The sequence below is a fragment of the Kytococcus schroeteri genome (assembly GCF_002847825.1).
In the GTDB taxonomy this organism is placed as follows: domain Bacteria; phylum Actinomycetota; class Actinomycetes; order Actinomycetales; family Dermatophilaceae; genus Kytococcus; species Kytococcus schroeteri.
This window is the reverse complement of sequence record NZ_PKIZ01000030.1, coordinates 1-14,655: the sequence shown is the minus strand read 5'-3', so window position 1 is coordinate 14,655 and position 14,655 is coordinate 1. Positions and strand designations below refer to the sequence as shown.

The window sequence follows — 14,655 nt, the reverse complement described above, 5'->3', positions numbered from 1 at the left end:
CTAGGTGCGTGCAGCGGTTCTTAGACAGCTCCACTCTCGCAACAGGAGGCCTTCACCTGTCAGCGAGTCCCGCAACAACGTCCCTGGACATCACACCTAGGCCGCGTCATCGAGGGGTGGTAGGTCACCCCTTGCGCCGCACGACCAGCACGCCTCCGTCACCCTGCGAGGCCGTGAGCCGGGTCTCGGACTGAAGGGTCCCCAGCCCCGTACCCCCACAGAAGTCCACACGATCACGCGAGAGACCCTCGACCTGCACCGTGGACCCCCGCTCGACCACCAGCCACTGACGCCCCTCGTCCGTCTCTGACCAACCCGCCTCCGACAAGGCACCCTTCGCCTCGGGACCCAATTCGGACACCCGGTCGTAGGGGCACACCACGTGGACGTCGCCGGCATCCTCACCCAAGGAACTCCCCACGGTGAACTCGCCATCCTCGGCCTCGGCGACCAGCGAGTCCTCGAACGAGGAGGAGCACCCCGTGGCAACCGAGGCAACCACCAGGGCAAGAGCCATGCATGATATCGACCTAAGCACCCTTGGCCACCTTCCCAAGAAAAATCTCAACAACCACGACGACCTCTCTTCAGAGGGTGGTCACCTTCCCAGATCGCGCCAACTGTTCACCTTCTGCACGGAAGCCGGGATGGTTCTCTGCAGTACGGAGGCGTCATCGAGGGGTGGGCCGGAGGTGCGGCGAAGGTTTCCGGAGAACTGTGCGGAACCCGGAGAGTCCTGCGGCCCGGCGGCCCGTCAGATGACCTGCGGCTCCCCGGAGTCGGCCACCATCGCCTTGCCCTGCTCGCCCCACAGGCGCATGCCGCCGTCGACGTTCACCACGTCGTAGCCCTGGGCCTCCAGGTACTGGGCAGCCCGGGCGGAGCGGCCACCGGAGCGGCAGATCACCGGCAGCGGGCCGTCGGTCTCGGGCAGCTCGCCCATGCGGGCGGCCACGTCGCCCAGCGGGATGTGCACGGCGTTCGGCGCGTGGCCGGCCGCCCACTCGTCGGGCTCGCGCACGTCCAGCACCACGGCGTCGTCGGACAGGTCCTGCGGGGTGATGTTCTCCATGCCCCCAGCATCGCAGGTGCGCCGGCCGCATGCCCCGCCCACCGTGGGCAACCGGTTGACCTGGTGACTGTCGCGGGGTCAACCGGTTGCCCACGGTGCGCCGCAGGGGTCAACCGGTTGCCCACGGTGCGTCGCAGGGGTCGACCGGTTGCCCCTCGGGCTGCTCCCGGCAGTCTGTGCCCGGCAACCCGCGCCCGGGCCGGCTACTTGACGAACCTGCTCGTGCTCCGGTCGGCCAGCACCTGCCCGCCGGTCTGGCAGGTGGCGCAGTACTGCAGCGAGCTGTCGGCGTAGGTCACCTCGCGCACCACGTCGCCGCACACCGGGCACGCCTCCCCGGTGCGCCCGTGCACAGCCATGCCGCCACGCTTACCGTCCTTGAGCTCCTCGGGCGCCGACCCCACGGCCCGCTCGGTGGCCGCCACCAGCACCCCGTGCACCGCCTCGGCCAACCGCCCCACCTCGTCGGCGCCCAGGCTCGCCCCCAGCGCGAACGGGCTGAGCCGCGCCGTGTGCAGCACCTCGTCGGACCACCCGTTACCGATGCCGCTCACCACCGACTGGTCACGCAGCACCCGCTTCACCTGCGTGCGCCGGTCGGCCAGCACGCCGGCCCAGAACAAGTGCCGCTCCTCCGCCGTGGTCGACGCGGTGACACCCACCTCCCCGGTGGCGGTGTCCACGGCCACCAGCGGCGGCGACTCCAGCGGCGGGCGCAGGCTCACCGCATCGGGCCCGAGCGAGGTGAGCTGCTCCACGGTGGTGAGGTCGTCGGTCATCCACACCGACAGACCCTTGCGGGTGCCGGCCTCGGTGAGGTCGAAGCCCGAGCCGTCGTCGAGCGTCACCCGCAGCGCCACCGGCGACTTCCCGCCCGGCCGCAGGCGCGTGCGCGGCACCTGCTCGTGCCACTGCACCCACCCGGCACGCATGAGGTGCACCACCACGTGGGTGCCGTCCACCACCACGTCCAGCAGCTTGCCGTAACGGCGGACCCCGTCCACCGGCCGCCCGTGCAGCGACTGCGGCAGCACGTCCACCGTCTTGAGCGCGCTGAAGCTGGCCAGCGCCACGTCGGCCACCACGCGGTCGGCCAGCCGCTCGCCCAACGAGACGGCCAGGCCCTCCACCTCGGGCAGCTCAGGCACGCGGGCCCTCCACCGCAGCGCGCGGCTCCCCGGGGGCCGGCGCGCCCCCCTCGGCGCGGCCACCCACAGCGCGCAGCAGCTGCGGCAGCAGCCCGAACCCGTCGCCCGCGGCGAGGACCGGCACCCGCCCACGGTGCTTGCGCACCAGCTCGGCGAGGGCGATGGGCAGGCCCCGGCTCAGCGTCTGTTCGATGACGGTGAGCTGCCGGATGGCGATGGCCGCCACGTGCCCCGGGTGGGCATCGGCGAACTCGTCGTAGATGGCCGGGTCGTGCTGGCCGTCGTCGCCCACGAGCACCCAGCGCACGTCCGGGAACTCGCGGGCCAGGCGCTGCAGGTGGCGGGTCTTGTGCTCGCGCCCGGAGCGGAACCACCCCGTGTTGGTGGGGCCCCAGTCGGTGAGCAGCAGGGCGCCGGCCGGGAGGTCGTGGCGGCGCAGGAAGCGGTGCAGGAACGGCTGGGTGTTCCACGCGCCCGTGGAGAGGTAGAAGACCGGCGCCCCCGGGTGCGCGGACAGCACCGCCCGGTAGGCGTCGGCCATGCCCGGCACCACCGTGCGCGCCTGCTCGGTGAGCACGAAGGTGTTCCACGCCGCGATGAGGGGGCGCGGCAGGTGCGTGCTGATCACCGTGTCGTCGATGTCGCTCACCAACCCGATGCGGGCAGCCGGGTCGGCGATGTGCACGTCCGCCTCCGCGGTGGCCCCGCCCGGGCACTCGAAGGTCACCCGGTGCGTGCCCGGCGGCAGGCCGTGGCCACCGACGACCTGCTCCACGTAGCCGCCCCGGTCGGCGCGGGCCATGATCGTGGCCGCACCCAGCGTGACCTTGACGGGCACCCCCGCATCGGGGGCGCTGACGAAGGCCCGCCACCCGCGGCGGGTGAGGAACTGCTGCACGTCGGCCACCGTCGCCGGCAGGGCGCCCGGACGCTCCGGGCGGCGCAGCTGGATCCGCGCGTAGACGCGGGCGGCCTCGGTGGTCCCGTACCCGGTGAACGCCGCCGGGTGGGGCAGCCAGCCCCGGGAGCGCAGCACGTCAGCCACCCGGCCGCGTATGCGGTTCTCCCAGCGCGCCGCGTAGTGCGGCTTGGCCGTGGCCAGCTGCTGGTCAGTCACGGAACGGGGAGGTGTTCTTGCCGTACATCGCCTCGATCTCCTGCGCGAAGTGCTCCATCACCACGTGGCGGCGCACCTTGAGGGAGTTGGTGATCTCCTCCTCCTCCAGCGAGAAGTCCCGCGGCAGGATGGTGAACTTCTTGATGGCCTCGGCCTTGCTCACCGACCAGTTGGCGCGGTCCACGGCACGCTGCACCACCTCGCGCACCTGCGGGTCGTCCACCAGCTCGGACACCGGCACGACCTCGCGGTGGTGCTCCTTGAGCCACTCGGGGACCTGCTCCTCGTCGAGGGTCACCAGGGCCATCACCGTGGGGCGTCCGTCGCCCACCACCATCGCCTGGCTCACCAGCCGGTCGCCGCGGAGGATGTCCTCCAGCGGGCCGGGGGCCACGTTCTTGCCGGCCGCCGTCACGAGGATGTCCTTGGCCCGGCCGATGATGCGCAGGTAGCCGTCCTCGTCCACCTGACCCAGGTCGCCGGTGGAGAACCAGCCGTCGTCGGCCAGCACCTCGGCGGTGGCCTCGGCGTTGTTCTCGTAGCCGGTGAACACGTGGCCGCCCCGCACCTGGATGACGCCCTCGGCGTCCAGACGGGCCTCGAACCCGGGCAGCGGCACGCCCACGGTGCCGATCTTCTGCATCGAGGGGCGGTTCACCGCGGCCGCCGCGGAGGTCTCCGTGAGGCCCCAGCCCTCCAGGACGTTCACGCCCATGCCGCGGAAGTAATGGCCCAGGCGCTCCCCCAGGGCGGCACCGCCGGAGATGGCCCACGCCAGCTGCCCACCGAACGCCGCCTGCACCTTGCGGTAGACGAGACGGTCGAACAGGGCGTGGCGGGCGCGCAGCACCACCGGCACGCGGCCGGAGTCCAGGGCACGCGAGTAGGCGATGGCCACCTTCGTGGCCGCCTCGAACACCTTGCCGCGCCCCGCACGGGTGGCCTTGAGGTGCGCCGACTCGTAGATCTTCTCGAAGACACGCGGCACGGCGAGCACGAAGGTGGGCCTGAAGACCGGCAGGTCCTTGGTGACGCGGGCGATGTCGGAGTGGCCCGTGCGGGCGCCGGCGCCGATGACGGCGAAGTGCACCATGCGGCCGAAGACGTGCGCGAGCGGCAGGAAGAGCAGGGTGGAGGCCTCGTCCTCGAAGAGCTCCGGCAGGCCCTCGTAGGCGGCGGTCACCTCGTCGATGAAGGCGCGGTGCGGCAGCATGCACGCCTTCGGGCGGCCCGTGGTGCCCGAGGTGTAGATGAGGGTGGCGAGCGTCTCCGGCTGCAGGCCCTCGCAGCGGCGGTCGATCTCGGCCTGCTCCACCTCGGCGCCGCCGGCGATGAGCTGGTCGAGGTCCTCGGTGACCTTCCCGTCCATGGCCCAGACACCCTGGAGCTCCGTGCCGGCCGCTGCGGCCGCCGCGCGGGCGGTGGCCGCCATCGCATCGGACTCCACGAGCGCCCAGGTGACGCGGGAGTTCTCCATGATCCAGGCCAGCTGGTCGGTCGAGCTGGTCTCGTACACCGGCACCGTGACGGCCCCGGTGGAGAGGATGGCGAAGTCGAGCAGCGCCCACTCGTAGCGCGTCTTGCCCATGAGCACCACGCGGTCCTCGGGCTCCACGCCGGCAGCCACCAGCCCGCGGGCCACGCTGTTGACGTGGTCGAGGAACTGCTGCGCGGTGAGGTCCACCCAGGTCTGGCCCTGGCGGCGGTTCACCAGCACGCGGTCGGGGAACTCGGCCGCGGTGCCGTGGAGGAGTCCGGGCAGGTGCTGCGGCGGAGTGTCCTTCCACCAGGTGGTCATCGTCGACGTGGCCATGGGGGGCAGCGTACTTGTCCGCCCCCTGCCGCGGGGGTGGCGCACGGGGAGTGTGGGTCACGATTCGGCCACGACTCGCACCGCGGATGAGGCGGGCACCCTGAGAGAATCCGGTCATATCGGCCACCCGCGCTCCCCGCCCCACCGGTTCCACCACCCAGGAGGGTCCGCAACCGGGCACGGGCCGCGCCCACTGGCCAGAGCCGGAGGGCCACACCAGCGAGGCGGTGACCGGCCCGGCCACGTGGTTGACCGGCCGCGTGACAGCCCCGCTGGTGGCCCTGCTCATGCTGGCCCTGGCCGCGGCCGCGCTGGTGCTGCTGCCCGGTGCCGGCAGCGCCAACGCCCCGGCGGCCCTGCCCGAGGACGCCGAGTCCGCCCAGGTCTCCCGGGTGCTGGAGGGCTTTCCCGGCGGTGACACCGCCCCCGCCGTGGTGGTCGTGACGACCGAGGACGGCGGCCGCCTGGACGAGGCGACCCTGGGCGCGCTCGGGAAGACCGGGCCCGACCTGCTGGAGGCCCTACCGGCCGACGCCCGCCCCGACGACGCCCGGGTGACCGGACCGCTGCCCAGCGAGGACGGGAAGGCGGCCCTGCTGGTGGTACCGGTGGTCTCCGACGCCCTGGACGCCGACGGCCCGGAAGTCGTGCAGGCGCTCCGCGACGCCACCGACGACCTGGCCCCCGACACCACAGCCGAGGTGACCGGTGCGGCCGGTTTCGCCGCCGACGTCTCCAACGCCTTCGCCGGGGCCGACGTGCGGTTGCTGCTGGTGACTGCGGCCGTGGTGGCGGTGCTGCTGCTGGTGACCTACCGCTCCCCCGTGCTGTGGCTGGTGCCGCTGGTGGTGGTGGCCCTGGCCGACCGGGTGGCCGCACTCGTGGCCGGAACCCTCACCGAGGCCACCGGCCTGGCCTTCGACGGGTCCACCTCCGGCATCACCAGCGTGCTGGTGTTCGGTGCCGGCACCAACTACGCCCTCCTGCTGGTGAGCCGCTACCGCGACGAGCTGCGCGACACCCCCGAGCACCGATGGGCACTGGCCCGTGCGTGGCGGGCGGCGCTGCCCGCCATCGGGGCCAGCAACCTCACCGTGGTGCTCACGTTGGCGCTGCTGGTGATGGCGGTGCAGCCGGCCACCCGCTCACTGGGCGTGGCCGCCACCGTGGGCCTGCTGGTGGCGGTGCTCTTTGCGCTCACCCTGCTGCCGGCAGCGCTGGCGGTGTGCGGCCGTGGCCTGTTCTGGCCGTTCGTTCCCCGCCCCGGCCAGCCCGACCGCACCGAGTCCGGCCCGTGGCACCGCATCGCCACCGCCGTGGTTCGCCGCCCGGCGACGGTGCTCGTGGCCTCGCTGCTCGTCCTCGGCGCGATGGCGCTGGGCCTGGTGGGCACCCGCATCGGGCTCTCCCAGGCCGACCAGTTCCGGGTGGAGGCCGAGTCCGTGGCCGGGTTGGAGACCCTCGAGGAGCACTACCCGGCCGGGGCCGCCACCCCGTTGGACGTGCTGGTACCGGTGGAGGAGGCGCCCGCCCCCCGGGAGCCAGGAGACGGTCCGCCGGCGGGTGGTGACCAGGCCGGCACGCCCCCGGGTGCGGACGAGGCGGGTCCCCCCGCGGGCCAAGAGGGCGGCCAGCCGGGGACTCCCCCGGCCCCCGAGACCGCCGAGGTGATCACCGCGATGGACGGCGTGGAGGGCGTGACCGGCGCCCGCCCGGGCGAGGCCGCCACCGTGGACGGCCGGACCTGGCAGCGGGTCCAGGTGACCTTGGACACCGCCCCCGCCAGCGCCGAGGCGCGATCGGTGGTGGAGTCCGTGCGCGAAGCCGCCTCCGGTGCCGCCGCTGGCACCCTGGTGGGCGGCAGCGAGGCCCAGGCGGTGGACCAGCGCGCCGGCGTGATCCGCGACATGACGGTGATCCTGCCGCTCATGTTGGTGATGGTGCTGGTGGTGCTCGTGGTGGTGCTGCGCTCGCTGGTGGCACCGGTGCTGCTGGTGCTCATCAGCGTCATCGGGTCGTTGGCGGCGATGGGGGCGGGCGCACTGCTCAGCGAGCACGTCTTCGGCTTCCCGGCGCTGGACACCTCCGTGCCGCTGTACGCCTTCCTGTTCCTGGTGGCCCTGGGCATCGACTACACGATCTTCCTCGTGGTGCGCGCCCGGGAGGAGCTCGTGGCCGGCCGGCGCCCCGACACCCCCTCGGCGATGGTGCGGGCCGTCGCGGCCACCGGCGGGGTCATCACCAGCGCCGGCATCGTGTTGGCCGCGGTGTTCGTGGTGCTCGGCGTGCTGCCGCTCATCACCCTGACGCAGGTGGGCATCATCGTGGGTCTGGGCATCCTCGTGGACACCCTGCTGGTGCGCACCGTGGTGGTGCCGGCCGTGGTCGACCTCGTGGGCGACCGGGTCTGGTGGCCCGCCCGCCCCGGCGGGGTCGGACAGGGCGACGAGGACCGCGACTGACCCCGCCCCGCGCGGACCCGCCGCGGGCCCCGGCGTCACGGTTCGGCCACGAGCGGCGACACGGGCCCGTGGGCGTGGTGAAATCCCCCCATGAGGGAGAGGGCGCGCGAGGTCGCGGCAGCAGTGGCGGTGGTGAGTGGCCTGGCGCTGGGCCTGACGGTGGTGCAGCAGGTGGACCCGGGCCGGGACCCGGTGTGGCTCGAGGGCGATGCCGGCAGCCGCACCGCCGTGGACGGGGTGGCGGACGGGACCGTCGCCGTGCCGGGCCTGGTGTGGGTGGAGGTGCCCGGGTGCACCATCGGCCGTCCGGGGCGGGAGGTCCGCGACGAGGTGCGGGTGGAGGACGTCCGGCTGGTCGGCGCCCAGGGGCTCACCCTCGAGCGGGTCGTGGTGGACTCCTCGCTCAACCCGGACGAGCTGGGCGACCACCCCACCGCCGGCGACGGCTCCGGGTGGCCGGTGCGGGACCACGTCGTGTCCTACGGCGACCGCCTCGCCGCCTGCTTCGACGGCGAGCAGGCCGAGACGCCGCCCACCCGCATCCACCTGGTGCTGCAGGCGCAGGACCCGGGCGCCGACCGCCTGCCCTCCTTCACCGGACTGGACGTGGACTGGCGCCAGGGCTGGCGCAGCGGCACCGAGCGCCTCGCCGTGGCCCACGCCTTCTGCCCCGAGGGGCGGGACCGGAAGGACTGCACCTCGCAGTGGGGGAAGGGTGCCGAGTACCGCCTCGAGCAGCACGAGGCGTGGCTCGGGGTCTCCGGTGAGCCAGCGTCCCGTCCCTTCGGGGAGCAGGGGGAGGTCACGGACGTCGAGGGCATCCCGGACCTCCGGGAGGGGCTGGACTGACGCCGGGACCGACCCCGGCTCAGAACAGCTCGTAGTCCTGGGAGGCCAACCGGAACCCGCGGTGGTCCGAGAGCCGCACGCACTGTACACCGGACTTCTTGCTCACGCAGCGGAAGTCGAACGCCTCGAGCCGGTGGCCGTAGGGCAGCACCGCGTGCTGGATGCTGTTGATGCGCACCACCTCACCGCCGGGCACCCGCCGCACCCACTCGCCGTCGTTGCGCACCTGGGCGTCCACGAAGCGCGAACTGCGCGAGCAGGTCCACTGCGGGCGGTCGCGGTAGAGCTCCACCGTCGGCTCCACGCAGTCCGCGGCGTTGACCACCGTGTGCTGGTAGCTGGTGTTGCGGATGTCGCAGGTGACGCCCTGCTCCTCGATGAGGCAGGCGACGTTCTCCGAGGGCATGAGGAAGCCGACGCGCTGGTGCGACTCCAGCGGCGTCAGCTTCCTCGTCTCGGACGCGCGCGGCGGGATGGACACCGGCGCGTCGTCACTCGTCTGCGTGCTCGCGTCACCCGGTGTGGTCACCGGGACGGGCTCCGCGGTCGGGGGTGTCGTCCCCGCCCCCCCGCTGCAGCCCCCCAGCAGCACCATGGACAGCACCCCTGCCGCGAGTCGCCCGAGGCAGCGTGGGGTGCTGTTCATAGGGCCTCCGAGGGGTCAGCGGCGACGGAGCGCATCCATCACCGACGGGTCCGCCAGCGTCGTGACGTCACCGATCTCCTTGCCCTCGGCCAGGTCACGCAGCAGGCGACGCATGATCTTGCCAGATCGCGTCTTGGGCAGCTCCGGCACGACCGTGATGTCCCGCGGACGGGCGATCGGGCCGATCTCCTTGCTCACGTGGGCGCGCAGGTCGGCCACCAGCGCGTCGTCGTCGCCACCCTCGCCGCGGGACTCGGCGGCCTCGCCTCGCAGGATGACGTAGGCCACCACGGCCTGGCCGGTGGAGGGGTCGGTGGCACCCACCACGGCGGCCTCGGCCACGGCGTCGTGGCTCACCAGGGCCGACTCGATCTCCGAGGTGCTCAGGCGGTGGCCGGAGACGTTCATGACGTCGTCCACGCGGCCGAGCACCCAGATGTTGCCGTCCTCGTCGCGCTTGGCGCCGTCACCGGCGAAGTACATGCCCTCGAAGCGCGACCAGTAGGTGTCGCGGAAGCGCTGCGGGTCGCCCCACACGCCGCGGAGCATGGCCGGCCACGGCTCGCGGACCACGAGGTAGCCGCCCTCGCCGTTGCCCACGGACCGGCCCTCCTCGTCGACGACGTCCACCGAGATGCCGGGCACCGGGGTCTGCGCCGACCCGGGCACCAGCTCGGTGACCCCCGGCAGCGGGGCGATCATCATGGCGCCGGTCTCGGTCTGCCACCAGGTGTCCACGATGGGGGCCGTGCCGCCGCCGATGTGGTCGCGGTACCAGGTCCACGCCTCGGGGTTGATCGGCTCGCCCACGCTGCCCAGCAGGCGCAGCGAGGACAGGTCGTACCGCGCGGGGATGTCGTCGCCCCACTTCATGCACGCGCGGATGGCGGTGGGCGCGGTGTAGAGCACGGTGACGCCGTACTTCTCCACGACCTCCCACCAACGCCCCTTGTGCGGGGAGTCGGGGGTGCCCTCGTAGAGCACCTGGGTGACGCCCAGCGCCATCGGGCCGTAGACGATGTACGAGTGGCCGGTCACCCAGCCCACGTCGGCGGTGCACCAGTACACGTCCTGGCCGGGCTTGAGGTCCAGCACGGCCTTGGCGGTGTACGCGGCCTGCGTGAGGTAGCCGCCGGTGGTGTGGAAGATGCCCTTGGGCGTGCCCGTGGTGCCCGAGGTGTACAGGATGAACAGCGGGTGCTCGGCCGGCATCGGCTGGGCCTCGTGGTGCGGGGAGGCCGACTCCATGGCCTCGTGCCACCACAGGTCGCGGCCGTCGTGCCAGCCGACGTCCCCGCCGGTGCGACGCACGACCAGCACCTTCTTGACCGTGGTCTCGCCCTCGCCCAGCGCCTCGTCCACGTTGGGCTTCAGCGCGCTGGTCCTGCCCTTGCGGTAGCCGCCGTCGGCGGTGATCACCACGGTGGCCTCGGCGTCACGGACGCGGGCCCGGATGGCGTTGGGCGCGAAGCCGCCGAAGATCACCGAGTGGGTGGCACCGATGCGGGCGCACGCCAGCATCGAGACGACGGCCTCGGGAATCATCGGCAGGTAGATGGCCACGCGGTCGCCGGCCTTGACGCCCAGGTCGGTGAGCACGTTGGCGGCGCGGGAGGTCTCCTCCAGCAGCTCGCGCCAAGTGATGTCGCGGGTGTCGTCCTCCGGCTCACCCACCCAGTGGATGGCCACCTCGTCGCCGCGGCCGGCCTCCACGTGCTGGTCCAGGCAGGCATACGCGGCGTTCAGCTCGCCGTCGGCGAACCAGCGGGCGAAGGGGGCCTCGGACCAGTCGAGCACCTGGGTGAAGTCCGTGCGCCACGGGAGCAGGGCGCGCGACTGCTCGGCCCAGAAGGCCTCACGGTCGGCGGCGGCGCGCTCGGCGTCCTGGGCCGACACGTTGGCCTGCGCGGTGAACTCCTCGCGGGGGGCGTAGGTGCCCGGGGCGTGCTGCTCGGGGGTCATGGTTCCTCCTCGTGGCGGTGCGGGCCGCCGATGGTGGTGACTGCCCACAGCGTAGGCACGGCGCCACGGCGCGGGCAGCCCGGGGCGGGGCGGGGTGGGGACGAGCGGCGCCCGGGGACGGGCTCCCGCATCGGGCTGTGGACGGGCTGGTCCCACTCAGTGGAGCTCGCGCTTGAGGATCTTGCCGGTGGGTCCCTTGGGCAGCTCGGGCAGGAAGTGCACGTGGCGCGGGTACTTGTACGCCGCCAGCTGGGCCCGGGTGTGCTGGCGCAGCGCGTCGGCCAGCGCGCGGGCGGCGGGCGACTCCGCGTCGGCGAGGTCCCCCGCGCCGAGCACGCCGGGGCGGGGCACGACGAAGGCCGTCACCTCCTCCCCCAGCTCCGGGTGCGGGGTGCCCACCACGGCGGCCTCCAGCACGTCCGGGTGCTCGTACAGCACCTCCTCCACCTCCCGCGGGTACACGTTGAGGCCGCCGCGGATGACCATGTCCTTGACCCGGTCCACGATGCGGAAGAAGCCGTCCTCGTCGACCGTCGCCAGGTCCCCGGTGTGGAACCAGCCGCCGCGCACCGCCTGCTCGGTGGCCTCGGGGTTGCGCCAGTAGCCAGCCATGACGTTCTCCCCGCGGACGCACAGCTCGCCGGCCTCCCCCGTGGCCACGGGCTGGTCGGTGACCGGGTCCACCACCTGCATCTCCACACCCCGCACCGGGTGGCCGATGGTGCCCGGGCGGGTGCGCCCCGGGTGGTTGAAGCTGGCCACCGGGGAGGTCTCCGAGAGCCCGTAACCCTCCAGGATCTCGGCGCCGAACTCGTCCTCGAAGGAGCGGATCGTGTCCAACGGCAGGGAGGCGCCGCCCGAGACGCAGGTGCGCAGGGTGGACAGGTCGACCGGGGGCTCGCCGGCCTCGCGACGGGCACGGGCGGCGGCCACCATCGCGCCGTACATGGTGGGCACGCCCTCGAACACGGCCACCCGGTCGCGCTCCACCATCGCCAGGGCGGTGGCGGCGTCGAAGCGTGGCAGGAGGGTGAGCGTGGCACCGGCGAGCACGGACAGGTTGAGCGCGCAGGTCATGCCGAACACGTGGAAGAGCGGCAGGCAGCCCATGACCACCTCACCCGGCTCCACCTGGATGAGGGTCTCTTGGGTGGTGCGCACGTTGGAGAGCAGGTTGGCGTGGGTGAGCTCGGCGCCCTTGGGCCGGCCCGTGGTGCCGGAGGTGTAGAGGATCACCGCCGGGTCCTGCGGGTTCTTCTCGACGACCTCGGTGACCGGGTCGCCGAGGAACGGCGCCAGGCCCGATGCGGGGTCCACGAGGTGCGCGGTCACGCCGTGGCGGGCGGCCACGCCGGCGACGTCGCCGCCGAGGGCAGCCCCGGCATCACCGCCGAGGGCCACCACGTGCGTGGCGCCGGAGTCCTTCAGGTAGTGGGAGATCTCGCGGTCCTGCAGCAGGGGGTTCATGGGGACCACGACGGCGCCCAGCGAGAGCGCGGCGTAGTAGAAGGGCACGAACGGCACGACGTTGGGGAGCATGAGGCACAGCCGGTCGCCGGGGCCGAGGCCCCGGGCGCGGAGGTACCCGGCGACGGCGGCGGTGGCGCCGTGGAGCTGCGCGTAGGTGAGGCGCGTGTCGTCCTGGATGAGGGCGGTGCCGTCGGGGTGCTGCGCGGCCGTCTGGGGCAGGAGGCTGGCGATGTTCATGGGGGTAGTGGACCACCTCCGGGGCTGCGGGCGCGAGGGGGTGGGGGTTCGACGGGTGGCACAGGCTGGCAGGGCTGTGGACGGGGCGGGGTGGGCGCCACTCGTCCACATGTCCGATGGTGGGGTTGCTTCGAGTAGGTTGTGTGTACTATTCTGGGGGTGGTTGATCGGACGGGGGTCCGGTCACGGGGCACGTCGGAAGGGGGCGTGGTGGGCGACAGGTTCCAGGACGTGGGGTCCGGGGCGGGGCAGGCCCCGGCGGTGGACGCTGGGTCGCCGGCCCCCGAGGCGATGGACCCGGACCCGTTGGGCGCAGTGGATGCTGCGTTCGACCGGGTCGACGCGGCCCTGGACACCCTGATGGGAGCACTCGCGGCGGTGGAGTCCACCCCGGCTGGCGCGTTGGCGTGGTCGGCCGACCGGGCCCGCGGCCTGGCATCCCGCGCCGCGGTGGTGACCAACCGGGCCGCCAGGGTGCGCTCCCGGGTGGTGTCCGTGGTCGGGTCCGCCCGGCAGGACGGTGGCCTGCACCACCTGGACGACGCCCAACTGGTCGCCGGCGCCGGGCACCGCGAGAAGGGCGAGGCCCGCCGCGACCAGGCCCTGGCCAACGCCCTGGGCAACAGTGCCCCCACCCCCACGCCCGGGGCCGGGGCCGGGGCCGGGCGTGGGGAGGACGGTGACCGGGCCGGCAGACACGGTGTGGCCACCGGCGGGACGGACACGGCGCCGGTTCCGCGGTTCCCGGTGCTGGCCGGCGCGTGCGACACCGGACGGGTCGGTGAGCGGCAGGCCGCGATCGTCATCGAGCAGCTCCAGGCCCTCCCGGGAGACCTCACCGGCACCCAACGGGCCCGGGCCGAGGAGGTCCTCACCGACTGGGCCGCGGTGATGTCACCCTCCCGGTTGCGGCGCCGCGCACCCCGGGTGCTCGACGAGCTCGGCATCACCCCGGCGGTGGCCGACGCGTACGAGGACGACCAGGTCGCCGCCGGTGAACGGGCCGCGTGGGAGAACACACGATTGTGGATGGTCGACAACCACGACGGCACCTGGAGCGGCCGGTTCACCCTGCCCGAGGTCCAGGCCCACATGCTCAAGAAGGCCCTGGACGCCCTGACCAGCCCCACCCGCCGCACCACCCCCGGCGGACTCAGCGCCCCCGCCGGGCGCACCACTCCCGGCGGGCGTGGCGACGGCCCGCACGGCGCGACGCACAGGACGAACCCGGCGAACGCGGCGACCGGGCAGGGCGTGAACGGTGGAGCAGACCCGCGCCATGACCGGGCGTGGTGGGACCAGGCCCGCGGCCGGGCCCTGTGCGAGCTCATCGACCACCTCCCGGCCGACCACCTGACCACCAGGACCAACGCGATCCTCATCGTCCGCACCGACCTGGACACCCTCCGGGGCCTGACGGACCGGGCCGGCCTCACCGACACCGGGGCGGTCGTCTCCGCCGGGCAGGTACGCCGCATGGCCGCCACCGCAGGCCTGGTCCCGGCCGTGCTGGGCACCGACTCGGTCGTACTCGACCTCGGCCGGCAGACCCGCTGCTTCACCGGTTCCCAGCGCACCGCCCTGGCAGCCTCCTACGAGACCTGCGCCGCCGCCGACTGCGACCGGCCCCTGGCCTGGACACAGATCCACCACGCCCACCCGTGGCACCCCGTGACCGCACCGGACGGCACCGTCCTGCACCCCGGGGGAGGACCCACCGACCTGGCCAACGCCATCCCCCTGTGCGGGCCCCACCACCGACAACTCGACGACCCACGCCTGGGCCACACCATCCACACCCACCCCGACGGCACACGGACCATCACCTACCACCCACGACGACCCGGACAACCATGGAGGACGGACACCCCACCCCGAG

Annotated in this window: 11 protein-coding genes; 3 read left to right on the top strand and 8 right to left on the bottom strand. The window is 73.4% G+C overall.

Translation table 11 applies throughout. From position 1 onward, the window contains the following. Positions 1-124 precede the first annotated feature (124 nt). The 5 genes from CYJ76_RS11130 to CYJ76_RS11110 all read right to left on the bottom strand — a co-directional run bounded on the left by CYJ76_RS11130 (position 125) and on the right by CYJ76_RS11110 (position 5,150). On the bottom strand, positions 125-517 hold the full coding sequence (locus CYJ76_RS11130; protein ID WP_070705277.1) for a hypothetical protein: 393 nt from the start codon (positions 515-517) through the stop codon (positions 125-127). A 237-nt stretch (positions 518-754) separates the two neighbouring features. After that, positions 755-1,072, bottom strand: a complete 318-nt coding sequence (locus tag CYJ76_RS11125) for a rhodanese-like domain-containing protein (protein WP_070705276.1) — start codon at positions 1,070-1,072, stop codon at positions 755-757. A gap of 203 nt (positions 1,073-1,275) precedes the next feature. After that, entirely contained in the window at positions 1,276-2,220 is a 945-nt protein-coding gene (locus CYJ76_RS11120) for a DNA-formamidopyrimidine glycosylase family protein (protein ID WP_101850121.1), read from the bottom strand. Beyond that, positions 2,213-3,337, bottom strand: a complete 1,125-nt coding sequence (locus tag CYJ76_RS11115) for an App1 family protein (RefSeq protein ID WP_101850120.1) — start codon at positions 3,335-3,337, stop codon at positions 2,213-2,215. Before CYJ76_RS11115 ends, CYJ76_RS11120 begins: the two co-directional genes overlap by 8 nt. Next, positions 3,330-5,150 (bottom strand): AMP-dependent synthetase/ligase, encoded by a 1,821-nt coding sequence (locus tag CYJ76_RS11110; RefSeq protein WP_101850119.1) that lies wholly within the window; start codon positions 5,148-5,150, stop codon positions 3,330-3,332. Before CYJ76_RS11110 ends, CYJ76_RS11115 begins: the two co-directional genes overlap by 8 nt. A 260-nt stretch (positions 5,151-5,410) precedes the next feature. Between CYJ76_RS11110 and CYJ76_RS11105 the strand changes: the two genes are divergently transcribed. Together CYJ76_RS11105 and CYJ76_RS11100 are read left to right on the top strand one after the other, a co-directional pair. After that, positions 5,411-7,612, top strand: a complete 2,202-nt coding sequence (locus tag CYJ76_RS11105) for an MMPL family transporter (RefSeq protein WP_238138233.1) — start codon at positions 5,411-5,413, stop codon at positions 7,610-7,612. A gap of 90 nt (positions 7,613-7,702) precedes the next feature. After that, positions 7,703-8,461, top strand: a complete 759-nt coding sequence (locus tag CYJ76_RS11100) for a hypothetical protein (RefSeq protein WP_144043087.1) — start codon at positions 7,703-7,705, stop codon at positions 8,459-8,461. A 19-nt stretch (positions 8,462-8,480) separates the two neighbouring features. Here the strand turns inward: CYJ76_RS11100 and CYJ76_RS11095 are convergent, their stop codons facing one another. The 3 genes from CYJ76_RS11095 to CYJ76_RS11085 all read right to left on the bottom strand — a co-directional run bounded on the left by CYJ76_RS11095 (position 8,481) and on the right by CYJ76_RS11085 (position 12,776). Beyond that, positions 8,481-8,942 (bottom strand): hypothetical protein, encoded by a 462-nt coding sequence (locus tag CYJ76_RS11095; RefSeq protein ID WP_144043086.1) that lies wholly within the window; start codon positions 8,940-8,942, stop codon positions 8,481-8,483. Between the two features lie 180 nt (positions 8,943-9,122). Further along, on the bottom strand, positions 9,123-11,069 hold the full coding sequence (acs, locus tag CYJ76_RS11090) for an acetate--CoA ligase (protein WP_101850116.1): 1,947 nt from the start codon (positions 11,067-11,069) through the stop codon (positions 9,123-9,125). Positions 11,070-11,225: 156 nt separating this feature from the next. After that, positions 11,226-12,776 carry a long-chain-fatty-acid--CoA ligase gene (locus CYJ76_RS11085; protein ID WP_101850115.1) on the bottom strand — a complete coding sequence of 517 codons (1,551 nt, stop codon included), beginning with the start codon at positions 12,774-12,776 and terminating at the stop codon, positions 11,226-11,228. 210 nt (positions 12,777-12,986) lie between these two features. Between CYJ76_RS11085 and CYJ76_RS11080 the strand changes: the two genes are divergently transcribed. Next, positions 12,987-14,655: HNH endonuclease signature motif containing protein (locus tag CYJ76_RS11080; RefSeq protein WP_144043085.1), on the top strand; the 1,669-nt coding region annotated here is incomplete at its 3' end.

Excerpts from the sequence above, each read along its gene's own strand:
- CYJ76_RS11130 (WP_070705277.1), bottom strand. The coding sequence starts at position 517 with ATGGCTCTTGCCCTGGTGGTTGCCTCGGTTGCCACGGGGTGCTCCTCC.
- CYJ76_RS11085 (WP_101850115.1), bottom strand. The coding sequence starts at position 12,776 with ATGAACATCGCCAGCCTCCTGCCCCAGACGGCCGCGCAGCACCCCGAC.
- CYJ76_RS11110 (WP_101850119.1), bottom strand. The coding sequence starts at position 5,150 with ATGGCCACGTCGACGATGACCACCTGGTGGAAGGACACTCCGCCGCAG.
- acs (WP_101850116.1), bottom strand. The coding sequence starts at position 11,069 with ATGACCCCCGAGCAGCACGCCCCGGGCACCTACGCCCCCCGCGAGGAG.
- CYJ76_RS11100 (WP_144043087.1), top strand. The coding sequence starts at position 7,703 with ATGAGGGAGAGGGCGCGCGAGGTCGCGGCAGCAGTGGCGGTGGTGAGT.
- CYJ76_RS11125 (WP_070705276.1), bottom strand. The coding sequence starts at position 1,072 with ATGGAGAACATCACCCCGCAGGACCTGTCCGACGACGCCGTGGTGCTG.